General features: G+C 57.7%; 19 protein-coding genes. 10 read left to right on the top strand and 9 right to left on the bottom strand.

Translation table 11 applies throughout. The features are described from left to right. The first annotated feature begins 3 nt into the window (after positions 1-3). Positions 4-1,263: a putative sugar nucleotidyl transferase gene (locus tag NA78x_RS22310; RefSeq protein WP_425614592.1), complete on the top strand. Its 1,260-nt coding sequence runs from the start codon at positions 4-6 to the stop codon at positions 1,261-1,263. Positions 1,264-1,266: 3 nt separating this feature from the next. Here NA78x_RS22310 and mobA read toward each other — a convergent pair whose 3' ends face one another. Further along, a complete protein-coding gene (gene mobA, locus NA78x_RS22305; RefSeq protein WP_425614591.1) occupies positions 1,267-1,905 on the bottom strand; it encodes a molybdenum cofactor guanylyltransferase in 639 nt (212 codons plus the stop codon). Positions 1,906-2,170: 265 nt separating this feature from the next. Here mobA and NA78x_RS22300 point away from each other — a divergent pair, with 265 nt between their 5' ends. From NA78x_RS22300 to NA78x_RS22290, 3 genes are all read left to right on the top strand, one after another. Then, positions 2,171-3,496, top strand: coding sequence for a CpaF family protein (locus tag NA78x_RS22300; protein ID WP_425614590.1), 1,326 nt, complete (start codon positions 2,171-2,173; stop codon positions 3,494-3,496). Between the two features lie 132 nt (positions 3,497-3,628). Beyond that, complete coding sequence (locus NA78x_RS22295; RefSeq protein WP_425614589.1) at positions 3,629-4,585, top strand: type II secretion system F family protein; 957 nt, start codon at positions 3,629-3,631, stop codon at positions 4,583-4,585. A 60-nt stretch (positions 4,586-4,645) separates the two neighbouring features. Further along, positions 4,646-5,611: a type II secretion system F family protein gene (locus NA78x_RS22290; RefSeq protein ID WP_425614588.1), complete on the top strand. Its 966-nt coding sequence runs from the start codon at positions 4,646-4,648 to the stop codon at positions 5,609-5,611. Here the strand turns inward: NA78x_RS22290 and NA78x_RS22285 are convergent. The 3 genes from NA78x_RS22285 to NA78x_RS22275 all read right to left on the bottom strand — a co-directional run bounded on the left by NA78x_RS22285 (position 5,608) and on the right by NA78x_RS22275 (position 8,193). Continuing rightward, positions 5,608-5,856: a hypothetical protein gene (locus NA78x_RS22285; protein ID WP_425614587.1), complete on the bottom strand. Its 249-nt coding sequence runs from the start codon at positions 5,854-5,856 to the stop codon at positions 5,608-5,610. The genes NA78x_RS22290 and NA78x_RS22285 overlap by 4 nt on opposite strands. A 15-nt stretch (positions 5,857-5,871) precedes the next feature. After that, entirely contained in the window at positions 5,872-6,651 is a 780-nt protein-coding gene (locus tag NA78x_RS22280; RefSeq protein ID WP_425614586.1) for a prolyl oligopeptidase family serine peptidase, read from the bottom strand. 129 nt (positions 6,652-6,780) lie between these two features. Next, positions 6,781-8,193, bottom strand: coding sequence for a DUF1501 domain-containing protein (locus tag NA78x_RS22275; protein ID WP_425614585.1), 1,413 nt, complete (start codon positions 8,191-8,193; stop codon positions 6,781-6,783). A gap of 137 nt (positions 8,194-8,330) precedes the next feature. Between NA78x_RS22275 and NA78x_RS22270 the strand changes: the two genes are divergently transcribed. Together NA78x_RS22270 and NA78x_RS22265 are read left to right on the top strand one after the other, a co-directional pair. Further along, on the top strand, positions 8,331-8,777 hold the full coding sequence (locus NA78x_RS22270) for a hypothetical protein (RefSeq protein ID WP_425614584.1): 447 nt from the start codon (positions 8,331-8,333) through the stop codon (positions 8,775-8,777). Between the two features lie 14 nt (positions 8,778-8,791). Next, on the top strand, positions 8,792-10,321 hold the full coding sequence (locus tag NA78x_RS22265; RefSeq protein WP_425614583.1) for a S1 family peptidase: 1,530 nt from the start codon (positions 8,792-8,794) through the stop codon (positions 10,319-10,321). A 24-nt stretch (positions 10,322-10,345) separates the two neighbouring features. Here NA78x_RS22265 and NA78x_RS22260 read toward each other — a convergent pair whose 3' ends face one another. From NA78x_RS22260 to NA78x_RS22240, 5 genes are all read right to left on the bottom strand, one after another. Then, the gene (locus tag NA78x_RS22260) at positions 10,346-11,923 is read right to left on the bottom strand and encodes a methyltransferase regulatory domain-containing protein (protein ID WP_425614582.1); all 1,578 of its coding nucleotides are present in this window, start codon (positions 11,921-11,923) and stop codon (positions 10,346-10,348) included. Positions 11,924-12,115: 192 nt separating this feature from the next. Further along, entirely contained in the window at positions 12,116-12,418 is a 303-nt protein-coding gene (locus NA78x_RS22255) for a polyhydroxyalkanoic acid system family protein (RefSeq protein ID WP_425614581.1), read from the bottom strand. 45 nt (positions 12,419-12,463) lie between these two features. Next, positions 12,464-12,667 carry a hypothetical protein gene (locus tag NA78x_RS22250; RefSeq protein ID WP_425614580.1) on the bottom strand — a complete coding sequence of 68 codons (204 nt, stop codon included), beginning with the start codon at positions 12,665-12,667 and terminating at the stop codon, positions 12,464-12,466. A 291-nt stretch (positions 12,668-12,958) separates the two neighbouring features. Then, complete coding sequence (locus tag NA78x_RS22245; RefSeq protein WP_425614579.1) at positions 12,959-13,663, bottom strand: (5-formylfuran-3-yl)methyl phosphate synthase; 705 nt, start codon at positions 13,661-13,663, stop codon at positions 12,959-12,961. Next, on the bottom strand, positions 13,660-14,226 hold the full coding sequence (locus tag NA78x_RS22240; protein WP_425614578.1) for a hypothetical protein: 567 nt from the start codon (positions 14,224-14,226) through the stop codon (positions 13,660-13,662). The genes NA78x_RS22245 and NA78x_RS22240 overlap by 4 nt, the downstream gene beginning before the upstream one ends. A gap of 173 nt (positions 14,227-14,399) precedes the next feature. Here NA78x_RS22240 and NA78x_RS22235 point away from each other — a divergent pair, with 173 nt between their 5' ends. The 4 genes from NA78x_RS22235 (at position 14,400) to NA78x_RS22220 (ending at position 18,159) form a co-directional block, all read left to right on the top strand. Then, positions 14,400-15,287, top strand: a complete 888-nt coding sequence (locus tag NA78x_RS22235) for an acetamidase/formamidase family protein (RefSeq protein WP_425614577.1) — start codon at positions 14,400-14,402, stop codon at positions 15,285-15,287. Between the two features lie 93 nt (positions 15,288-15,380). Continuing rightward, complete coding sequence (locus NA78x_RS22230; protein WP_425614576.1) at positions 15,381-15,968, top strand: transposase; 588 nt, start codon at positions 15,381-15,383, stop codon at positions 15,966-15,968. Positions 15,969-16,243: 275 nt separating this feature from the next. Next, positions 16,244-16,981, top strand: coding sequence for a hypothetical protein (locus NA78x_RS22225; protein ID WP_425614575.1), 738 nt, complete (start codon positions 16,244-16,246; stop codon positions 16,979-16,981). A 278-nt stretch (positions 16,982-17,259) separates the two neighbouring features. Then, positions 17,260-18,159: a hypothetical protein gene (locus NA78x_RS22220; protein ID WP_425614574.1), complete on the top strand. Its 900-nt coding sequence runs from the start codon at positions 17,260-17,262 to the stop codon at positions 18,157-18,159. The last annotated feature ends 151 nt before the right edge of the window (positions 18,160-18,310 follow it).

The following is an 18,310-nucleotide window of genomic DNA, read 5'->3' as shown; positions in this document are numbered from 1 at the left end:
GCGATGCAACTCATTGTTTTTGAAGACGAATGGATCAATCGGCTCTTCCCTATCACCGTGGGGCGTGCTGCCTACGCGATGACGTGCGGCAGCTATCGGCTGATCGATTGGCTGGGCGAACTGAGCACCGATTTGGGTGCTTCGCTGCGTGGCATCGTGCGGCCGCATCTAGCGACGATTCAGCAAGTCGACTTTCCACAGTTCACTTCGTTTCCTGTGGGGAGTGATGGACCGTCGCTGCTGGTAAACGCCCGCCTCGTCCCTTCGGTTGCCAGCTATGAAACACTCAAGCAACTGATCGCCGAAGGTCGGCCAGGCATGGTTCGCGATGGCGACACCATTGCTGCGGCGCTGATCGGCCGGGAAGGACCTCAGCCTCCGTCGCATGCCGATGTGAATCGCTTTCATGAGTATTTGCACACGCCGGGCCTGTGGAAATTGCCGGTGATTGAGCGGGATTTGCCTCTGCTCACCTGGCCACACGATCTGGTTCGTCATAACTTGTCGATCATTGATTCGAGCCTCGCGCGACGCATTGCGAGTGGCAAGTATCAAGAAATTGCGGATGGAGTCTTTGCCGCATCCGGGGCATCGTTGGGGCAGTACTGCACGACCGATACTACGAAGGGACCGGTGCTGCTCGATGAGAATGCCACCGTTGGTCCGTACTCGTTCTTGCGCGGGCCCGCTTATTTAGGGCCGCGAGCCAAGGTGATTGAGCACTCGGCGATTAAAGATGCGGTGTCGCTCGGCCACACAACCAAAATCGGTGGCGAGGTGGAAGCAAGCATTGTCGAACCTTACACGAACAAGCAGCATCACGGCTTTCTCGGCCACAGTTACCTGGGGAGTTGGATCAACCTGGGCGCTGGAACTTGTAACAGCGACCTGAAGAACACGTATGGCAACGTGAAGATGGACTATCGCGGCGAAGCGGTGCCGACCGGTATGCAGTTCGTCGGCTGCATGATGGGTGATTACTCCAAAACCGCGATCAACACCGGCATTTTCACGGGAAAAACAGTCGGTAGTTGCAGCATGGTGTATGGCTACGTAACGACCAATGTGGCCAGCTTTGTGAACTATGCCCGGCTATTTGGTCAGGTCACGGAGTTGCCTCCCGAGATCATGATCGCCACGCAGCAGCGGATGTTCGCCCGCCGCAATGTGCAGCAACGTCCTTGCGATGCACAACTCATTCACGACATGTACGAGCTGACGCGCAACGAACGGCAACTGGCTGGCGAACCGTTGCAGCTGTAATGTTCACTCGGCGCGAAGGCCCGCTTTGATCACGGGATCGAGTTCAAAGCCTGCATCTTTCAATGCCGCAAAGTAATCTTCAGGACGATTGAGATTTCGCAGCGTGAGCAGGCTTGGGTCACTCGCGCGTAGTTCTTCGATTGGGATGAATAGCGTCTGAATCTGCTTCAGCAATGCGTTCGGCCGAAGCTGATCGCTGGCAAGCATCGCTTTGATCGTCGGGACTAGGCTCGTTCGATAGACGGCCGACAGCGGATGGCAAAACGTTTCTTCTTGCGGAGCGACGGCCGCGAAGTCGCCCGCGAGCGCCAGCAACTGCCGCACGAAGCTGGGCTGCAACAGCGGGACATCGCAGCTAGTAACATACGCGAGATCACAGTACGGCTGGATCGTCTTCAGGCCCGCACAGAGAGCCTCCAGTGGGCCGCGATCTGGGCGTTCGTCAGAGGCGAATAATGTCTCGGCAGGCAGCATCGGCAGCGGTTGCTCGACTGCCGAGACGACCACAATCGGCTGCACGACTTCGCTCAGCAGGCGATGAACTCGCTGCAACATGAACTCGGGACCGAACGGAAGAGTCGCTTTCGGCAGCCCCATTCGGCTGCTCTTGCCCCCGCACAAGATGATCCCACCGGCTCGCATATTGGCTGATTCAGTAGTGGTTGTGCTGGTTAAAAGGGTGCTGTCGACCGTGCTTTCAGCATAACCCGAAGCCCTTTCGTAATGTTGACATTTTGCCACTCGCGAAGCCGCTTGATCGCAACGCGTGAGCTATGGTTTCGACGGAGAACCAGTCGCGGTTTGCTGCGCGCCATTCATTGGAAGCCTGTATTGGGAAATAGGTGCGTAGCGGTCCGCGAAGAATTGTTTGTCTATTGCCCATCCCCCGGGCGGAGTCAGTTTGCACATGAAACCAATTCCCACTGCATCGCGGTCTGCTGCCGAAGCTTCGAAAGCCGAAGAGTTCGACCTGCTCAAGCGCAAGATTCACAACAAGCTCGTCGATAAGCTCGACTTGAACCGCGTCGGCGAGTTGCAAGGCGATGTGCTGCGCCGCGAAATTCGCCTCGTCGTCGAACACTTGTGCGATACGGAAGAAACCTTCCTCAACCGCACCGAACGCGAGCGTCTCATCGAAGAAGTGCTCGACGAAACCTTCGGTCTTGGCCCGCTCGAGATGCTGCTGAAGGACTCGACGATCTCCGATATTTTGATCAACGGACCCAAGCACATCTTTGTCGAACGCCGAGGCAAGCTGGAACGGACGAACGTCGAATTCCGCGATAACGGACACTTGCTGCAAATCATCGACCGCATCGTGTCGAAGGTCGGTCGTCGCGTCGACGAAGTCTGCCCGATGGTGGATGCCCGTTTGACCGACGGCTCCCGCGTGAATGCGATTATTCCGCCACTCGCCCTCGATGGCGCCGCGGTCTCGATTCGTCGTTTCGGTTCTTCGCCGCTGAAGCTCGAAGACCTGCTGAACTACAAAGCCCTCACACCCGAAATGGTCATGTTGCTCGAAGGAGCCATGAAGGCTCGTTTGAACATCATCGTGGCCGGTGGTACTGGTTCCGGTAAGACCACGCTGCTGAATACGCTGAGCAGCTTTATTCCGAATCACGAACGCGTGATCACCATCGAAGACGCGGCGGAACTTCGCCTGCAACAAGAGCACGTGGTGCGGCTCGAAACGCGACCGCCGAACATCGAAGGCAAGGGTGCGATCACCGCCACCGACCTGGTGAAGAATGCCCTGCGTATGCGTCCAGAACGGATCATCATCGGCGAATGCCGTGGTCCCGAAACCTTGGACATGCTGCAAGCCATGAACACGGGTCACGATGGCTCGCTCACGACGTTGCACGCCAATACACCGCGCGATGCCTTGGCTCGTCTCGAGACAATGATTCTGATGTCGGGTTTCGAACTGCCGATCAAGGCCATGCGTCAGCAAATTTCGAGCGCCGTGCATCTGCTCATTCAAGCCAACCGTCTGCAAGGTGGTATTCGTCGCGTAACCAGCATCACCGAAGTGGTGGGCATGGAACAAGACACCATCGTGATGCAAGACATTTACAAATACGTGCAAGAAGGCATCGACGAAACGGGTCGTGCTCGCGGTCGCTTCGAAGCGACCGGCATTCGCCCCACCTTCATGCACAAGCTGGAATCGGCGGGCATCCGCCTCCCTTCCAGCGCGTTCCGTCAACGCGTGATGTTGCCAGACTAAGGAAATGCAGAAGTAAGAATGCAGATTGCAGAATGAAAACACATGAACTCATTCTGCATTCTGACTTCTACGTTCTGCGTTTGAGTTGCCCAGAACCGCTCCACTTCGCCTCGTTATAAACAGCTAACCGCCATGCTCACGCTTCTCATCATCGGTGCCTCCTTCATCGGCGTAGCCTGTCTCGTCGGTGGCGTCGCCAGCGTGTTTTCGAAGTCGAGCGGCGGCACGATGGTCGAAGACCGTCTGGACATGCTCGCGGGCTTGTCGAATCCGGCGGCGAAGAAAAAAGATGACAACAATCTGCTCGCTAACTTCAACGAGACCAGCGCGTTTGAAGAATGGCTGGTAAAGAACTTCAACCTGAAGCTGTTCTTGCAACAGGCTGATACGAAAGTCACGCCCGCTAAGCTCGTCGCCATGTCCGTGGCTCTTGCCCTGGGCGGTGTGATATTGCCGGTCGTATGCCGCGTGCCACTGGTGTTTGCACCGTTGGGACTTGTGCTGGGCGTGTGCCCGTTCATTTACTTTTACATGCGACGCGGTCGCCGCCTGGCAAAGTTTGCCAAGCAGCTGCCCGAAGCACTCGAATTGATTTCTCGCGCCTTGCGTGCCGGTCACAGCTTGGCCGCCGGTTTTAAACTGTGCGCCGACGAAATGGGCGCGCCCATCGGCACCGAATTCGAACGCTGCTACGAAGCTCAAAACCTTGGTCAGCCGCTCGAAGATGCGATCGAAGAAATGACTGACCGCGTGCCGAACCTCGACTTGCGGTTCTTTGCGACGGCCGTAATTCTGCAACGTCAAACGGGTGGTGACCTCGCCGAAATTCTCGACAAGATCGGCCACCTCGTTCGCGAACGCTACAAAATTTACGGCATGATCCAGGCTCTCACCGGCGAAGGTCGATTGTCGGGATCGGTGCTCCTCGGTCTGCCACCCTGCCTTGCGATCGTCATGTGGCGGCTGAATCCAGGTTACTTGGGAACGCTCTTTACCGACCCGATGGGGCATCAAATGCTGGCCGGCGGTATCGTGCTGCAGTTCTTAGGCGCGCTGGTCATTCGCAAAATTGTGAACATCAAGGTGTAGGAACTGTTCGCGACAGCGGGCAGACGTTTTGAAATTATTCAGATTGTTCCGGCGGTTACTATGAACGCAATCCTCACCAATCCGATTCTCGTGCAAGTCGCCGTGTTTGGCTTGATCGCCGCCATCACCTGGCTGGCCATCGAGTTTCTCTCGGGCAATAGTAGCCGGGCCGAGCAACGGCTCGAAGACTTTCGCGATCCGGTGGGGCGGAAGAAGCGGGACGAAGGCGGCCGCAAGGGGGACAATCTCTCGCGCATGCTGGAAGCCGCTTCGCCGGCACTCGCTAAGCCGCTGCAACCGAAAACCGAAGCGGAAGTAAATAAACTCAAACTGAAGCTCTCCTACGCGGGCTTTCGTAGCGAAGGAGCGCCGATGGTGTTCCAGGCGGCGAAGTTCCTGGGCTTGCTGATCGGCCTGTTTGTCGGTGGTGGTGCTTCGATTCTGACTTATGGCATGACGCAAGGCGCGCTCGTGCGAATCGTCGCTATCGCCGGTGTGCTGTTCTACCTGCCCGAACTGGTCGTGATGTACATGGCCAAGAAGCGGAAAGAATCGATCTTTCTCGGCTTGCCCGATGCGCTCGACCTGATGGTGGTCTGCGTCGAAGCGGGCCTTGGTCTCGATCAGGCGATGCGTAAAGTCGCGGAAGAAATGAAGAAGTCCTATCGCAACATCGCCGATGAATTTGGCCTGTGCAACCTGCAACTTCAGATGGGTCGCGTTCGTTCGCAAGTGCTCGCCGAACTTGGTTCGCGCAGCGGTGTCGAAGACCTCAAGTCGCTGGCATCGATCTTGATTCAGGCCGATAAGTTCGGCAGCAGCATCGCCCAGGCTCTCCGCGTGCAAAGCGAAGCCATGCGTACTCGCCGCGCTCAAATCGCCGAAGAAAAAGCAGCCAAGACGGCAGTGAAGCTCATCTTCCCGCTAGTTCTCTTCATCTTCCCCGGTATTTTCGTGATCCTCGTCGGCCCGGCGGCCATCACGATGGTGCGCGAAATGTTCCCGGCGATGAACAAGGGTGGCTAACCCATCAGGGCGACATAGACCAGGTAGCAAAACCAAACGGCAAACAGCACGCAGCTGAGAAACAGCAGCGTGACATTCGGTTTGGCCGGATCAGCGGGAAATGCTCGCAGCGGGCTGGTGGGGCGATCTGCCTTTCCCGCTTCGTCGTACGCTGATTCGCTCTCATCAGGCGCAGCAGTCCGCTCGTTGGCAACCGACTTCTTGCCGGCTGCACCCTTTCCCTTTTGATTCTTCGACTTGGCCATTCGCTTCCTAGCTACTTATTTCTTTTGCTGGGCAAACAGCCAGGCATAAAACTCGGGATTGCTGTAGGTCTGACTCCACGAATTATGAGCGACGCCCGCGTACTCGGTGTACTTCGGCTCACCACCGGCAGCCTTGATCGCGGCAATCATATCGCGCGAGCGTTCGGGCTTCACGGCTGTGTCTTTGTCGCCATGAAAGGCCCAGATTGGCAGCTTGGTCAGGTTCTTCGCCTTCTCGACATCACCACCACCGCAGATGGGAGCGGCTGCCGCAAAGTAATCGGGCTTCCGCTCGATGCTGTCCCAGGTGCCGTAGCCCCCCATCGAGAGACCGGTCACATAGATTCGCTTCGCGTCGATGCTGAATTCTTTCTGCAGTGCCTCAAGCGTATCAAACGACAGCTGCAGCGAGATCGAAGGTTTTTCGGGAGCGCTATGCTTCGTCGCGCCCCAATCGACTTCGACCCACTTCTTACCGTTCGGGCACTGCGGGGCCATGACAAAGGCCGGGTACTTTTCCATGATCGCATCCGATGCGAAGTCGTTCATGCCATGGACAAGTTGACGCTTGTTGTCGTCGCCGCGCTCGCCAGCTCCGTGCATGAATAGGACCAGCGGATACTTCTTGTTCGGATCGTAATCCTTGGGCTTCAGCAGGCGATAGTTCAGCTTTTCGCCGTCAGATCCCGTGAAGGTGCGCGCTTCGAAGCGGTCGAGGTTGTCGGCTGCGGTCAGTTCGAGTTCGGGCACAGTCACGAGCACGAGTCCTAAGAGGAGTGCAATTCGGGAGAGCATGAAACGATTCCCCAGCGGAGGACGAACGAGCAAAACTCTGGTCCGCTAAACGATAGCGATTGGAGCGTGCGGAAGCGAGTAGTGCAAAAGCTAATAAACCGCTGCCGCAGGGGCAGGGCGGTTGAAAAACTACGTCAGCGACAGAATCGGCTTACCTGGGCAAATGACAAAAGGTCGTCCCAGACCGTCGTGCAACTCCAGTCCTTCGGGCACTCCCAGCTGATGATAAATGGTGGCAATCAGATCGACAGGGTTAACGGGATTATCGACCGGAAATGCAGCGTGGCGATCAGAGGCACCGTACACTTGCCCGCCGCGGATGCCACCACCGGCAAGGACCGTCGTAAAGCAGTTGGGCCAATGATCTCGGCCGTCAGTTCCCGCGCCAGCATCGCTGTTGCGCTGACCAATCTTTGGCGTGCGACCAAATTCGCCCGTCCAGACGACGAGCGTTTCGTCGAGCAGACCGCGCTGCTGAAGGTCATCGAGCAATGCTGAAAAGGCGCGATCGGCGGGGGGCATCAGCCGTTCTTTGTGATCGATGAAATTGCGGCTGTGCGTATCCCAGTAGACGCTGACATTCTTGATGCCATCGTTGGGCCAGAACACGGTGACCAGGGGCACGCCACGTTCGATAAGCCTGCGAGCCTGCAGCACCGACTGTCCATGCGGATTGCGGCCGTATTGATCGCGGACGGAATCGGGCTCGGCGGTTAGATCGAAAGCGGTCTGACCAACGCCGGTTGCCAGCAGATCGAAGGCTCGGCTGTAGTGCCGCGCACGTGCGCCGAGCGCGCCAATTTGCTCCAAGTTACTGAGTCGGTCTTCGAGCGAGCCGAGTAGTGACTTGCGACTTTGCAATCGTTCGCGCGAGAGTCCTTCCTGCAATTGAAAATCGCCGACGCGATAGTCGGGCAGATCGGGGCGGGCATCGATCGTGAGTGGATCCCATGACGCGCCTAACCAACCGGCCAGTTGACCGTGGCTCTCTTCGACAAATCTTGGCACATCGCCGGGCATCTTAGGGCGCATCTGTACGAACGGCGGCAGTGGATCTTTACCACGACCGAGTTTGGCAAGAACCGCGCCCATGTTGGGCCAATCGCCGCGCAGGTCGCCGCCCGGTCGTGGCGGTTGGCCCGTGAGCAAGTAGTGGGTGGCGGTCGTGTGATTCACATCGCCATGCGTCATCGAGCGAATGATCGCCAGCTTATCGCACCGCTGAGCGAGGAGCGGAAAGTGCTCGCTGATCTGAACTCCTGGGACGTTGGTCGAGATTGGCTTGAACTCGCCCCGAATCTCGGCCGGCGCGTTGGGTTTCAAATCCCAAGTTTCCTGCTGAGCCGGTCCGCCCCACATGAAGAGCAGAATCACCGCCTTGGCCTTTTGCTTCGGCATAGCGACGGCCTGCACACGAGCCTGATCTTCCGCAGCCAGTAACTGCGGCAGTGAAAGACCGAGCAGACTAATCGCGCCGGCTTGCACGATGTCTCTGCGCCGCAGCGGAGACGAGATATGCGGGCGTGGGCGCGAGTTTGGCATGATCGTGATTGAGGCGTGGTCGGTGGCGGGCTGAAGTCGGCTGCACTCATGATCCTCGCTGGGACTGGCAACAGCAAGCTGACGAGCTTCCATCGGCTTGGGTTACCGGCAGCGACCGATCGCGGTATGATTCGCGCATGAACAAAGCTTTTACGCGCGAACCCGATACGAACGACGTGCTGTGCCCCCGTTGCGACAGTATCGGCGATGCTGTGCCCGAATCGGCGGTCAGTCATTTCGCGCCACAGGAATTGCGCAAGCAGCTGGGCGATACCATCTACTTCTGCCCGGCTGCGAGTTGCCCCGTGGTCTACTTTGATGCAATGGAAGCCACGATCGAAACCACGGCGATAGCCGAGCCTGTCTATCCCAAGAATCCGGCAGCGCCGCTCTGTGGCTGCTTTGGCTTCACGCTCGAAGATGTGCAGGATGATGTGTTCGATACGACCCCGCGGCGTATTCGCGAACTGCTGGCCCGATCGAAATCGTCCGAAGCACGTTGTGCTACAGCAGCAGTCAGCGGACGTTGTTGCTTGCCGGAAGTGCAACGGTTGTATTTCAAACTGAAGGGCGCGGCGAAATAAATCGGCATGGTAAGATGGCCGGCGTGGAAGGCGAACCAACATTACTCCCCGATGTGCCCGCGATTTCGACCGAGCGGAGCAGCGCGCGCCCGAGGCGAACCGGTCGTGGCAAGTTGCTACGAGCACTGCTAATCACACTGCTCCTGATTCTCGCCATCACCGCACTTAGGCCGTGGGAATATTGGAATGAGTTGTTCACGCAGCGTCGTTCTTCGCGGCGCAACGATATTGTGATTAATCCGAGTGTGCAGACTGCGCCTGTTGATGATGAGAATGATGAAACTGAAAAGCGATCACGTCCAGCCAAGATCGCGCCGCCTGTTACCGCCGGCTTAGCCAGGTTGCGCGAGAGCGTCGCTCTCGTCGAAGCTGATGGTCCTGCGGGGCGAGAAGTGATTGGCAGCGCCTTTGTGCTGAACAACCAGGGAGAGTTCGTCACCTGTTTGCACGTCGCGAATCGTGCGACCGCCGCCGTCGTGCGGTTGAGTGATGGGCGTGTGTTTGATGTCGCTGGCTATGCGGCCGTCGATGCAACGAACGACTTGGCCATCCTCCAACTGAAAGAGCCGCCGAGTTCGCTCGTGCCCATCACCATCGCCAAGCAACAGCCCAGTCAACTCAAGCCGGTGGTCGCCTGGGGACATCCGCAGGGAATCGAATTTTCCCCATTCGATGGCAAGGTTAGTCGGCTGATCAAAACGAGCGAATTGCCCGGCAACTTACAAAAGTTTGTCCGCGAACTGACCGAGAGCGACAGCGAGCAGAACTGGATTCAACACACCGCCAAGCTCTCGGAAGGGAACAGTGGCGGGCCGCTCGCCGATGAAGCGGGAGCCGTGATCGGGATCAACCTGTGGGTCGATCGGCAGACCGGTTACAGCTATGCCCTGCCCATCGAGGCACTGGGCTCTCTGGAAAAACAAAGACTCGACGAAGTGCAGCCCTTGGAGCGGTTTGCATCGAGTGAAGTTCGCGTGCGCGATGCCACCTGGCAAACTTCGGCGGCGAAACTAAAGCAAGTGGCCGACGAAGCACGGGCGACGAAGTGGCAAGTGCATGAATGGTCCGACTATGCTCGGTTGCAACATCTGGCCTGGGGTGTCACGCTCGCCAACGCGCCCGAACATTTTACAACCAAGAATGCACTCGGCCCACGACTGGACGAGTTGATTAAAGAGGCCGATCGTGTCGCGGCTCAACTGCACCAGCACCAATGGAAAGACGGTGGCCAGATCATCGTCGTGAATGAGTATGCCGAGAAGGAACTGACACGTCCCGGTGCGGGAGTCATCTTCTTTGGCACCGTGCAGCGTGTGGTGGAAGGCCGAAAGCAAGAGCGGGCTTTGCTCGTGAAGCTTGCCGGCTTTGAGCAAATGGTGCTGGTGCCACTCAGTGGCGAACTCAATGCGCCAATGGTCGGCGCGCAGTGCCTGTTTGTCGGCGTAAACGATCGCGGCCGCACGGTTCGCTACGGCGATAATCCGCTGCAGCCGATTGTGGCCAGTGTGATTATCGCACCGCTGATTGTACCGCTGGAAAAATAGCGGCAGCGGTCTGGTTGGTTTTTCTTACGCCAGCAGCAGGTTCTTGCGAGCCAGCGACGGCAGCGCATCTTCCAGCACCTTGCCGAGGATGACACGCACCTGATCGATGTCGGCGACGGGCTTTCCTTTTTCGTGAACCACCAGCGTCTTATTGGCCACGAGTTGAGCCAGCGTGTCGACGATGGCCGCGCGATCGCGCGTGCCGTCGAGCAGCTTGGCTACTTGCCGTTCGAAGTCGCCCAGTTGGACCACTTCATGCAGCAAGTTCGTGATGCCGCCCGGCTGGGTTGCTTGCAACCTGGCCAGACGCGAGAGGGCGGGTTGCTCGCTGATGTGGTACGAGACCTGCGGCGGTTCCGCGTGCAGGTCGACGTGCGTGGTGGCGTAGCAGCGGAGCAAGGGACGAGCCAGATTGCGAGCATCGTTGGCAGCCCGCTCGGTTTCGATTACTTGCGTGCCGGGATGCAACCGACCGCGCGCGTTAGCCAGCAATTCCATGAACGGAATCGCTTGCGGCCAAGCAGCTCGGAGTTCGAGCATCGCCGCCTTGAGGAGCGGTTCCTTCGTCGAGAGCGTCGAGCCCGGCCGTTTGAATGTCACGGGGTCCCAGCTGCGGGGATCGATCTTCGCGCCCCCTTCTGGTTCCGATGACGAAGCGACATACATGTCATAAATGCGCTCGGGCGGGATCGTCCGATCGAGCTTCATCGACTCGTGACAGAGCAGAGTTTGGCGGAAGGTGCGATTGCGCACCAGGTCCATGTACTGCTCGGTCTCGATGACATCGGCACCCAGTTTCTTCAGCGTGGCTTCGACTTCGGGCGGAAAGTTGCTGGCCAGCATCGTGCTGTAATCGGCTTCGCCCAGGTATTGCAGCTGATGCGAATGGGCCCGATCCATGAACTGGTGAAAGTACTCCGGCTCGTTGACTTCTTCGAGGTACTCGTGAATCAGGTACCAGTCCTGTTTGGGGCGAATATGATTCACTTCGTCGGCGAGCAGAATGCCGTAGGCATTGTTCTTGGTCGGTACCGACTCGGCGAGAAAGTCGAGCAGCGCGCGAGACTCGCGCAGCTTCTCAGCCGGATTGCTGATGTTGCGAGCGCGGTAGGTCATGATGTCGCGAATCATGCCGCGCAGGCGCCACCCCGGGTTGGTGTTGTAGCTGATGTAGGCAATGCCATTCGGCGTGAGATGATCTTTGCAGATCTGCAGAATCGCATCTTGCACATTCGGCGGTACCCACGAGAACACGCCGTGTGTGACGATGTAGTCGAACTTACCCTGCTGCGCAGAAAACTTAAGAATGTCTTCGTGCAACAGCTGCAGATTGGTGAGGTTGAGCGACTGGACGGTCTGCTGGCCGATGGCCACTTGCCGGGACGAAGCATCAATGCCGACGAACTCACTCTGCGGATAGCGTTCGGCCAGCGGAATGATGTTGCCGCCGCTGGAACTGCCTAACTCCAAAAAGCGGCAGCGCGAGAGCGGGGCCGGTTGCATGCCGAACAGCTTGCCGATGGTCGCCAGCCGATTGGGATGCGTCTGCGCGAACGGATGGCTTTCGTACAGCACTTCGTCGTAGGCAGTTTGAGCCGACATCGCAGATTCCTGTGTTCGCGGCGCGTTCACTACGGTTGCTTCTTGCAGCCGAGAGAGGGGTACACAAATCTACCCGCTCATTCGCGCAAGTCAGCCAACTGCCGCGAAGAATTCACCGAAGATATGCGTGGCTCACCAGCACGTTTCGTCATAACAGACACAGGCGGAAAATGACGAGTTGCAGTGAAGTCGTCACACCAGCAGTTTTTCCAACTCGCCTTTGATCGTCTGTTCAATCTGGCCGCGAAAGAACGACGCCGCGAAGGGCAGATTGCCGCTGACGTGCACTTCTTCCTGATAGACGACCAGGTTGCCATTAATGGCCATGCCCATTGCCGTGAAGCCAAACTTGAGCGTGTCGTCGCTCCATTCGCCCTGCACGTTGCTGACTCGGTCGCCGTGGTCCTGGCGAACCTGTTCCAAAAACGACTGCAGACGCTTCACGGCATCGGCGATTTCGAGAGCATGAGGAACTTTAATCGAGAGCGAGGGCATGCACGAACTTCCTTGCGAAGGACGGTTGACGGGACTGCCGTCATTCTACCGTTCATTCAGATGTTCGTAATCCATCCGGTCGCGTGGATGCCAGAGCGGCAGCCCTTGTCGAAGACGCTCGGCCAGCACATCGAGTTTTTCCGTGGTGCCGGGCAAAGCTCCAGTCGCTTCGACTCCCTCCGCAGCCTGCTGATCGGGTTCGTAATTCCACTCACCATCTCGAATGGCTTCTAACACGCTACGAGGCACGGAAGTTCTCCTTAGACGCGGGCTGGAACAGTCGCTGCTTCGAACACCGCAAGCCCTGAGCGCTGATGAGAGGCCTGCAGTTGACGTCCCCACGCCCCTGGGAAGAGGCAAATTCGTCGGGAGCAAACTTGTCGCGTGTCAACCGTCGAAAGAAAAGACTGGCAACGATTCACCAGCGACGCCGCCAGTATTGAACTATGCACCGCGCAAGTCAAGCAAAGAGATTGCCTCTTGTAATGAACGCGCGATTGAAAATGTCAGCGAGCGCTTGACAGTGCCTGCGCGAATTGCTCAACGCGCGTCGTTCGTTGCATCGCGCAGCGCCTGCGACCACGCGCGCACTTTGGCCGGATCGATGTTGCTCGTGCGTGAATCGTTGCACACAGCGCCGCGCACGGCGATGTAATCGGGCCGGAGTGGCAAGAGTTGGGGAAGGTCGGTGAGTTGTAAGGAACCTGCGAGGACCAGCTTGAGTTTCGCTTGCTGCACGGCGCGTGCGAGGATCGCAAGCTCGCTCACTTCGTAGCACTGCCAGAGCGAGCCGCGCGATTTATCGAACGTGTCGACCAAAATGGCTGCTGCCTGTTGGTCGATTGCCAACTGCAACACATCCGCGGGTGGCGGAGCAGCGCAGACATGCCAGTCGGCGTAGATCACTGCCACGGCTTGCGTGCCGCTGGCAAGCGACGATTGCCACTTCATCCAGAGAGTTCGCCATTGATCTTGCGATCCGCAACCGGCGAGGCCGACCTTGGCGAAGATAAGACCGCTCGTCTGTTGCGCGCGAGCCAGCGATTGTTCGTCCAACAATTCGCCGAGTGCGGCACTCACAGGAAAATTGTCGCCGATGGCGGCGATGGCTTCGCGCCAAACTTGCGGGTCTGCGGCCCCGAGCGAACCTTGCTGCGGATCTTTGATATCGATCAAGTCCGCGCCGTTCTCAGCCGCAACAATGGCTTCCTGCGCACTGGTGACACTCACAAGCAAGCGGGTCACTGCGCGATTTCCGCTGGTTTCGTCGTCGCGGCCTTTTGATCGCGATGCGCTTCGGCCAGGCGGTGATTGAGTTGCTTGAGACCTTCACCGCTGATCGGTTCGCACCAAGCGCCGCGCAGGGTGATGTAACCTTCGCACCAATGACCAAGCGCAGGCTTCACATCGCGATGATGCCAGTCCTTGGCTCGTTCCGCGAGCCGCACAATCACGTTGCTCGTCTCGGGCTCTCGCCCTTCCAGATTCGGCAGGTTGCTGGGCCCCTGACCGAGAAAAAAGCACTCGACGATTTCCAGCGGTACGCGCACGGGATCTTTTTGTTCGAAATAAACGAGCAAGGAGTGGGGCTCGTACGCCAAGCGAGGCTGCGCGGCCATCCACAAAATATTGCCGGTCAAAAACAGGGCCCCAGCGATGATGACACCCGCCAGCACGAAGAAGCCCCAGTGCCACGCTTCGAGCCAGGCGGCGACTGCCAGAAAGATGCCGCTAAGGGCCACCAGCGCAGGCAAGATCAAACCCAGGAGCAGGGCGCGGCGATTCGTGCGTAACCAGACTTCAGCCATGAGTGCAATCGGCAAGCAAACGAGCGGAGAGCAATTTCGATAATGAATGCTCCGTTTTAACAAAATCGGCCTTGCTGCCCAGCGGCAGGTGTAGCTACGGCCAGAAAACATTGCCAAAATGCGCCGGCGCTGCCCTGTTCGCCTGCCAAATTCCCGCCAACTGGACTTTCTGTATGCAACGCCTGCCGATCGGACCACTCTATTACGAGTACAGCCGTCACAACGAGCCACGCCTGCGGATTCAGCCCGGCGAGACGATTGTGGTCGAAAGTGAAGATGCCTTCAGCGGACAGATTCGGACAAACGACGACCGCCGCGACAAAACCAAACTGCCGCAGGGCAATCCACAAACGGGACCCATCTGGATCGAAGGTGCCCAGCCGGGCGATTCGCTGGCCATTACCATTCGCGAGATCAAACCGCTCATCGGCCAATGTTCCACGCGCACCAGCGATCCGCGCCAACTGGCCGAATGGCTGGGGACCGAATGTCCGCACGGCACGCATGTCTGCCCGATTAGCGATGGGCTGATTCACTGGAGCGACAAGCTGACGATTCCCTATCAGCCGATGCTGGGCTGCATCGGCACCGCGCCCGATTGGGGCGTGCCGACGACGATCCCGGCGGGCATTCACGGCGGCAACATGGACATCATCGAAGTCTGCCCGGGCAACACGATCTATCTGCCCGTCTTTGTTCCCGGCGGCTACCTCTACCTGGGCGATGCTCATGCGGCGATGGGGCACGGCGAACTCTCGGCCAGCGGTCTCGAAATGCCTGCTGAGTCGACCATCACCGTCGACCTGCGCAAGGGAAAGAAGATCAGCGGCCCGCGTATCGAATCGCCGACCGAGCTGATGACCGTCGCCACCGGTTGCCCCATGGAACGCGCCACCGCCGAAGCCTTCGCCAAGCTGATCCTCTGGCTCGAAGCCGACTACGGAATGGATCGTTGGAAGTCCTATGACTTGCTCACCCACGTCGCCCGCCTCAGCGTGGGCTACTACGCGTTTGGAACGGTGGCGGCGAAGATTGAGAAGCGGTATCTCGCTTCCGCTTAAGCTCATCTGCCCTGGGTAGCGTGCGTTTTTAACCCGCAGGGTTCTCAGCCGTTAGCCCCTGGTCGCTGCGTAGCAGCGCACCTGGGGTATGGATTGCGAAATGGCATCACGATCCCGCAGGGATCGCAGCAGGGAGAGCCTCCGATTTGCTGCGATCTTTCGGTCATGATTTTGACAGCGAAATACTCCCAAGAGATATTCCAGCTTGCTAATTTATTACCCAATCTGGTGAGGCGCTCGATGTCTTACTTGAGCCTGCATTACCACCTTATTTTTGCGACAAAATATCGTGAGCCGACCATTGCAGTCGAATGGCGCGAGCGTCTGCACGAGTACTTGGGTGGGACGATTTTGGGCCTGGATGGGCTTCCCTTGGGTGTCGGTGGTGTGGCTGATCACGTCCATTTGCTCGTAACGCTCAAATCGACCCACAAGCTTTGCGACGTGTTGCGAGAATTGAAGAAGGCTGCGTCGAGCTGGGTGCACAGAGAAGTTGGTTTGGCCGATTTCGCTTGGCAGGAGCGATATGCGGCTTTCACGGTTAGCCCGCCTGGCCGAAAGGGAGTCCAGGGCTATATCGCCAGGCAGGAGGAGCATCATCGAACCATTTCATCGCGCGATGAACTGGTTGAACTGTTGCGAAAAGCAGAGGTTGTGTACGACGAAACGTATTTTGAGTAATCCGCGTGCTGCGATCCCTTCGGGATCGAGATACCATTTGAACGACTACCCCAGGTGCGCTGCTACGCAGCGACCAGGGGCTAGACGCTGCGAACCCTACGGGTTCAATGCACGGAGACGCCAGCACTACAACCTTACCTCAGAATGACACGAGGTCCCTCCGGCAAGACGCCTCAACCTCTCCTAAGAATGGCTAGCAAACACGAGTGGAGTACCACCGCGTGCGACCTAAAATCAGCGGCCAGCCAAACGTGCACAATTCCGAAACCAGCCCTATGGATTCGATCAATCCCTACGAATCGCCGGCGGTACCGGCCCAGGTGGAGCAGCCTGGGGCCAAGTACCTCGTTGACCAGCGTCGGCTGACGTGGCGCGAGCAGATGCGGATGTCGCAGTATCCGATCACGGGGTTGTGGCGGTGGATTTCGTTGCAGTTGGGCCTAGCTCGCAATCCCACGTACATCCACGCGGTTCCGCCCGTGCGCGAAATGAGTGCCGACTTTGCCGATATGCCGCCGGGAGTCGGCGAATATCTGTTGCGTTTTAAGTCCGAAGCGGAAGCAATGGGGTTCCGCGGACATTGGACCACCATCACGCGTGACGAAGCTGGTCACGCGACCTCGTCGATCTTGCGAATGCTGGCCGCGGATCCGCGTTTGTATCTGGAAGTTGCATTCGTGGCCATCGATGGCAGCATGATCAGTCGACACAACCTGGTATCGGCAACCGTCGATGGCCAGTACATCGCAACGAGCAATGGCTGGCCACGAGAGAGCCGCCCGCCGGTCATGAAGCCACAGTATTTGAAGGGAATGCCGCTCGAGCAAATGCTGCCGCGCCATCAAGAGCGGCTTCACTCCTTCGGCGGTGAGTTCCGACCGATTTACCACTTCGAAGATGTGCTCGCGATTGTCGAAGGGCTCATTCGGGCCTACATCGAGTTCCAGGTCGCTCGCGGGTTCTACACACCGCTTGATGAAAATGCTGCCGCGCCGCTGTCCAACGATTTCTAATCCACCGGAAAGAGGTTACCCACCGATTTGTCCAGCACGCCGTCGACCGGTATCATTGCTGCTGCCCGCTGGCAAAATGGCACCTGAGCCGCGATTTGCCCAGCTGAACGCTGCTACACGTCAAGCACTGGCAGAGCCAGTGGCACCCAAAAATGACAGTGCCACCCAGCCCGGTAAGGCTCATTGCTGTTCGCGTGGGAAATCGACTTGTATCCAGTAGCACGTGCCACCAGAATCAGCAGCCAGCGTAACGTGCCAACCAAGCCGGGAATTCTGAGATGGTCGAACACAAGATGAGGTTCTTGAAATGCGCTGCTCAAGCTGGATTGCTCTGCGCGGCTGAAAAGGGTGCGCAATGGCTCCACATTGATTTCTTTTATAACTGGGTCGCGAAAACATGGGAGTTTTACAGTCTGGAAAGCCGCGAAGTGAGGTTGGCTGATTTGGAGCAAATCACGCCGATGAAGCCGCAAGAAATCCGCAGCGAAATCGCCCAGATCGTGGCTGAAAGTGCTGCGGGGGCCTCAGTTGAGGTGCAGGATCGAGTTGTCGAATTGGTTTGTCAGATTCCGCCGAAATTGCGTCGATCAATTCGAGTCAGCAAGAATCTGCGACAGTCGACGATGCCAACTGAATTGAAATTGGAGACGCCGCAGGATTGCATGAACCTTCTTCCGGATAAGTTGGCAATGAGCCATCGTTGGTGTTTGAGTTCGATGCGGCCCAAATTAGTCGAACTGGGAGCAGGGCGATTAGAGATAAATGCATTCGAAGCAATATTCGATTGTGGTGAGGAAATTGGCAGTTGCGTTTTTCAAGCATCGAAAAAGCCAAGCTTTGTGATCCAGATTCCGACGGTCGGCGAGAGTGTCAGCCTTCTGACCGTGCAAGGGCGGGGCTTGAAGTTCTACTTCGGCCATTTTGTCGGCGGCTACGATGTAAGCGGCCGCGCTAACTTAGCTTGCAAGAAGTTCTCACATGCGTACCCATTGGCTGAACGCTATTGCCAACTTCTGAATGAAGCATTCGGCTGGAAATTGAACGTGTTGAACGGAAAAGGCGGCTTTAGCGAACCCTTGCTCCCAATTTCTGACGTGGCCGATCCGCGCGACTTGAATTTCCTCATCAACATACTTCAGCGAGTCGCAGTCGAAGCCAATTGCGAATACAAGGAGTAGATCTCACTTGATCGTTCGCTCAGGCATGAGTTCCTTAGTAGGTGTTCGATTCGTTAGCACCGAAGGTGCGGCCACAGGTTAGCCCAGGGCAGAGCGCCACGGCGTCAGCCGTGAAGCGTCGCCCTGGGAAGGACTCCACAGAGCAGCAAGG

The sequence above is a fragment of the Anatilimnocola aquadivae genome (genome assembly GCF_049819085.1).
Taxonomy (GTDB): domain Bacteria; phylum Planctomycetota; class Planctomycetia; order Pirellulales; family Pirellulaceae; genus Anatilimnocola.
This window is presented reverse-complemented; position numbering and strand designations above follow the sequence as displayed.

Bases quoted from the DNA above. Each gene is read 5' to 3' on its own strand.
- NA78x_RS22310 (WP_425614592.1), top strand. From the start codon at position 4: ATGCAACTCATTGTTTTTGAAGACGAATGGATCAATCGGCTCTTCCCT.
- mobA (WP_425614591.1), bottom strand. From the start codon at position 1,905: ATGCGAGCCGGTGGGATCATCTTGTGCGGGGGCAAGAGCAGCCGAATG.
- NA78x_RS22300 (WP_425614590.1), top strand. From the start codon at position 2,171: ATGAAACCAATTCCCACTGCATCGCGGTCTGCTGCCGAAGCTTCGAAA.
- NA78x_RS22295 (WP_425614589.1), top strand. From the start codon at position 3,629: ATGCTCACGCTTCTCATCATCGGTGCCTCCTTCATCGGCGTAGCCTGT.
- NA78x_RS22290 (WP_425614588.1), top strand. From the start codon at position 4,646: ATGAACGCAATCCTCACCAATCCGATTCTCGTGCAAGTCGCCGTGTTT.
- NA78x_RS22285 (WP_425614587.1), bottom strand. From the start codon at position 5,856: ATGGCCAAGTCGAAGAATCAAAAGGGAAAGGGTGCAGCCGGCAAGAAG.
- NA78x_RS22280 (WP_425614586.1), bottom strand. From the start codon at position 6,651: ATGCTCTCCCGAATTGCACTCCTCTTAGGACTCGTGCTCGTGACTGTG.
- NA78x_RS22275 (WP_425614585.1), bottom strand. From the start codon at position 8,193: ATGCCAAACTCGCGCCCACGCCCGCATATCTCGTCTCCGCTGCGGCGC.
- NA78x_RS22270 (WP_425614584.1), top strand. From the start codon at position 8,331: ATGAACAAAGCTTTTACGCGCGAACCCGATACGAACGACGTGCTGTGC.
- NA78x_RS22265 (WP_425614583.1), top strand. From the start codon at position 8,792: ATGGCCGGCGTGGAAGGCGAACCAACATTACTCCCCGATGTGCCCGCG.
- NA78x_RS22260 (WP_425614582.1), bottom strand. From the start codon at position 11,923: ATGTCGGCTCAAACTGCCTACGACGAAGTGCTGTACGAAAGCCATCCG.
- NA78x_RS22255 (WP_425614581.1), bottom strand. From the start codon at position 12,418: ATGCCCTCGCTCTCGATTAAAGTTCCTCATGCTCTCGAAATCGCCGAT.
- NA78x_RS22240 (WP_425614578.1), bottom strand. From the start codon at position 14,226: ATGGCTGAAGTCTGGTTACGCACGAATCGCCGCGCCCTGCTCCTGGGT.
- NA78x_RS22235 (WP_425614577.1), top strand. From the start codon at position 14,400: ATGCAACGCCTGCCGATCGGACCACTCTATTACGAGTACAGCCGTCAC.
- NA78x_RS22225 (WP_425614575.1), top strand. From the start codon at position 16,244: ATGGATTCGATCAATCCCTACGAATCGCCGGCGGTACCGGCCCAGGTG.
- NA78x_RS22220 (WP_425614574.1), top strand. From the start codon at position 17,260: ATGGTCGAACACAAGATGAGGTTCTTGAAATGCGCTGCTCAAGCTGGA.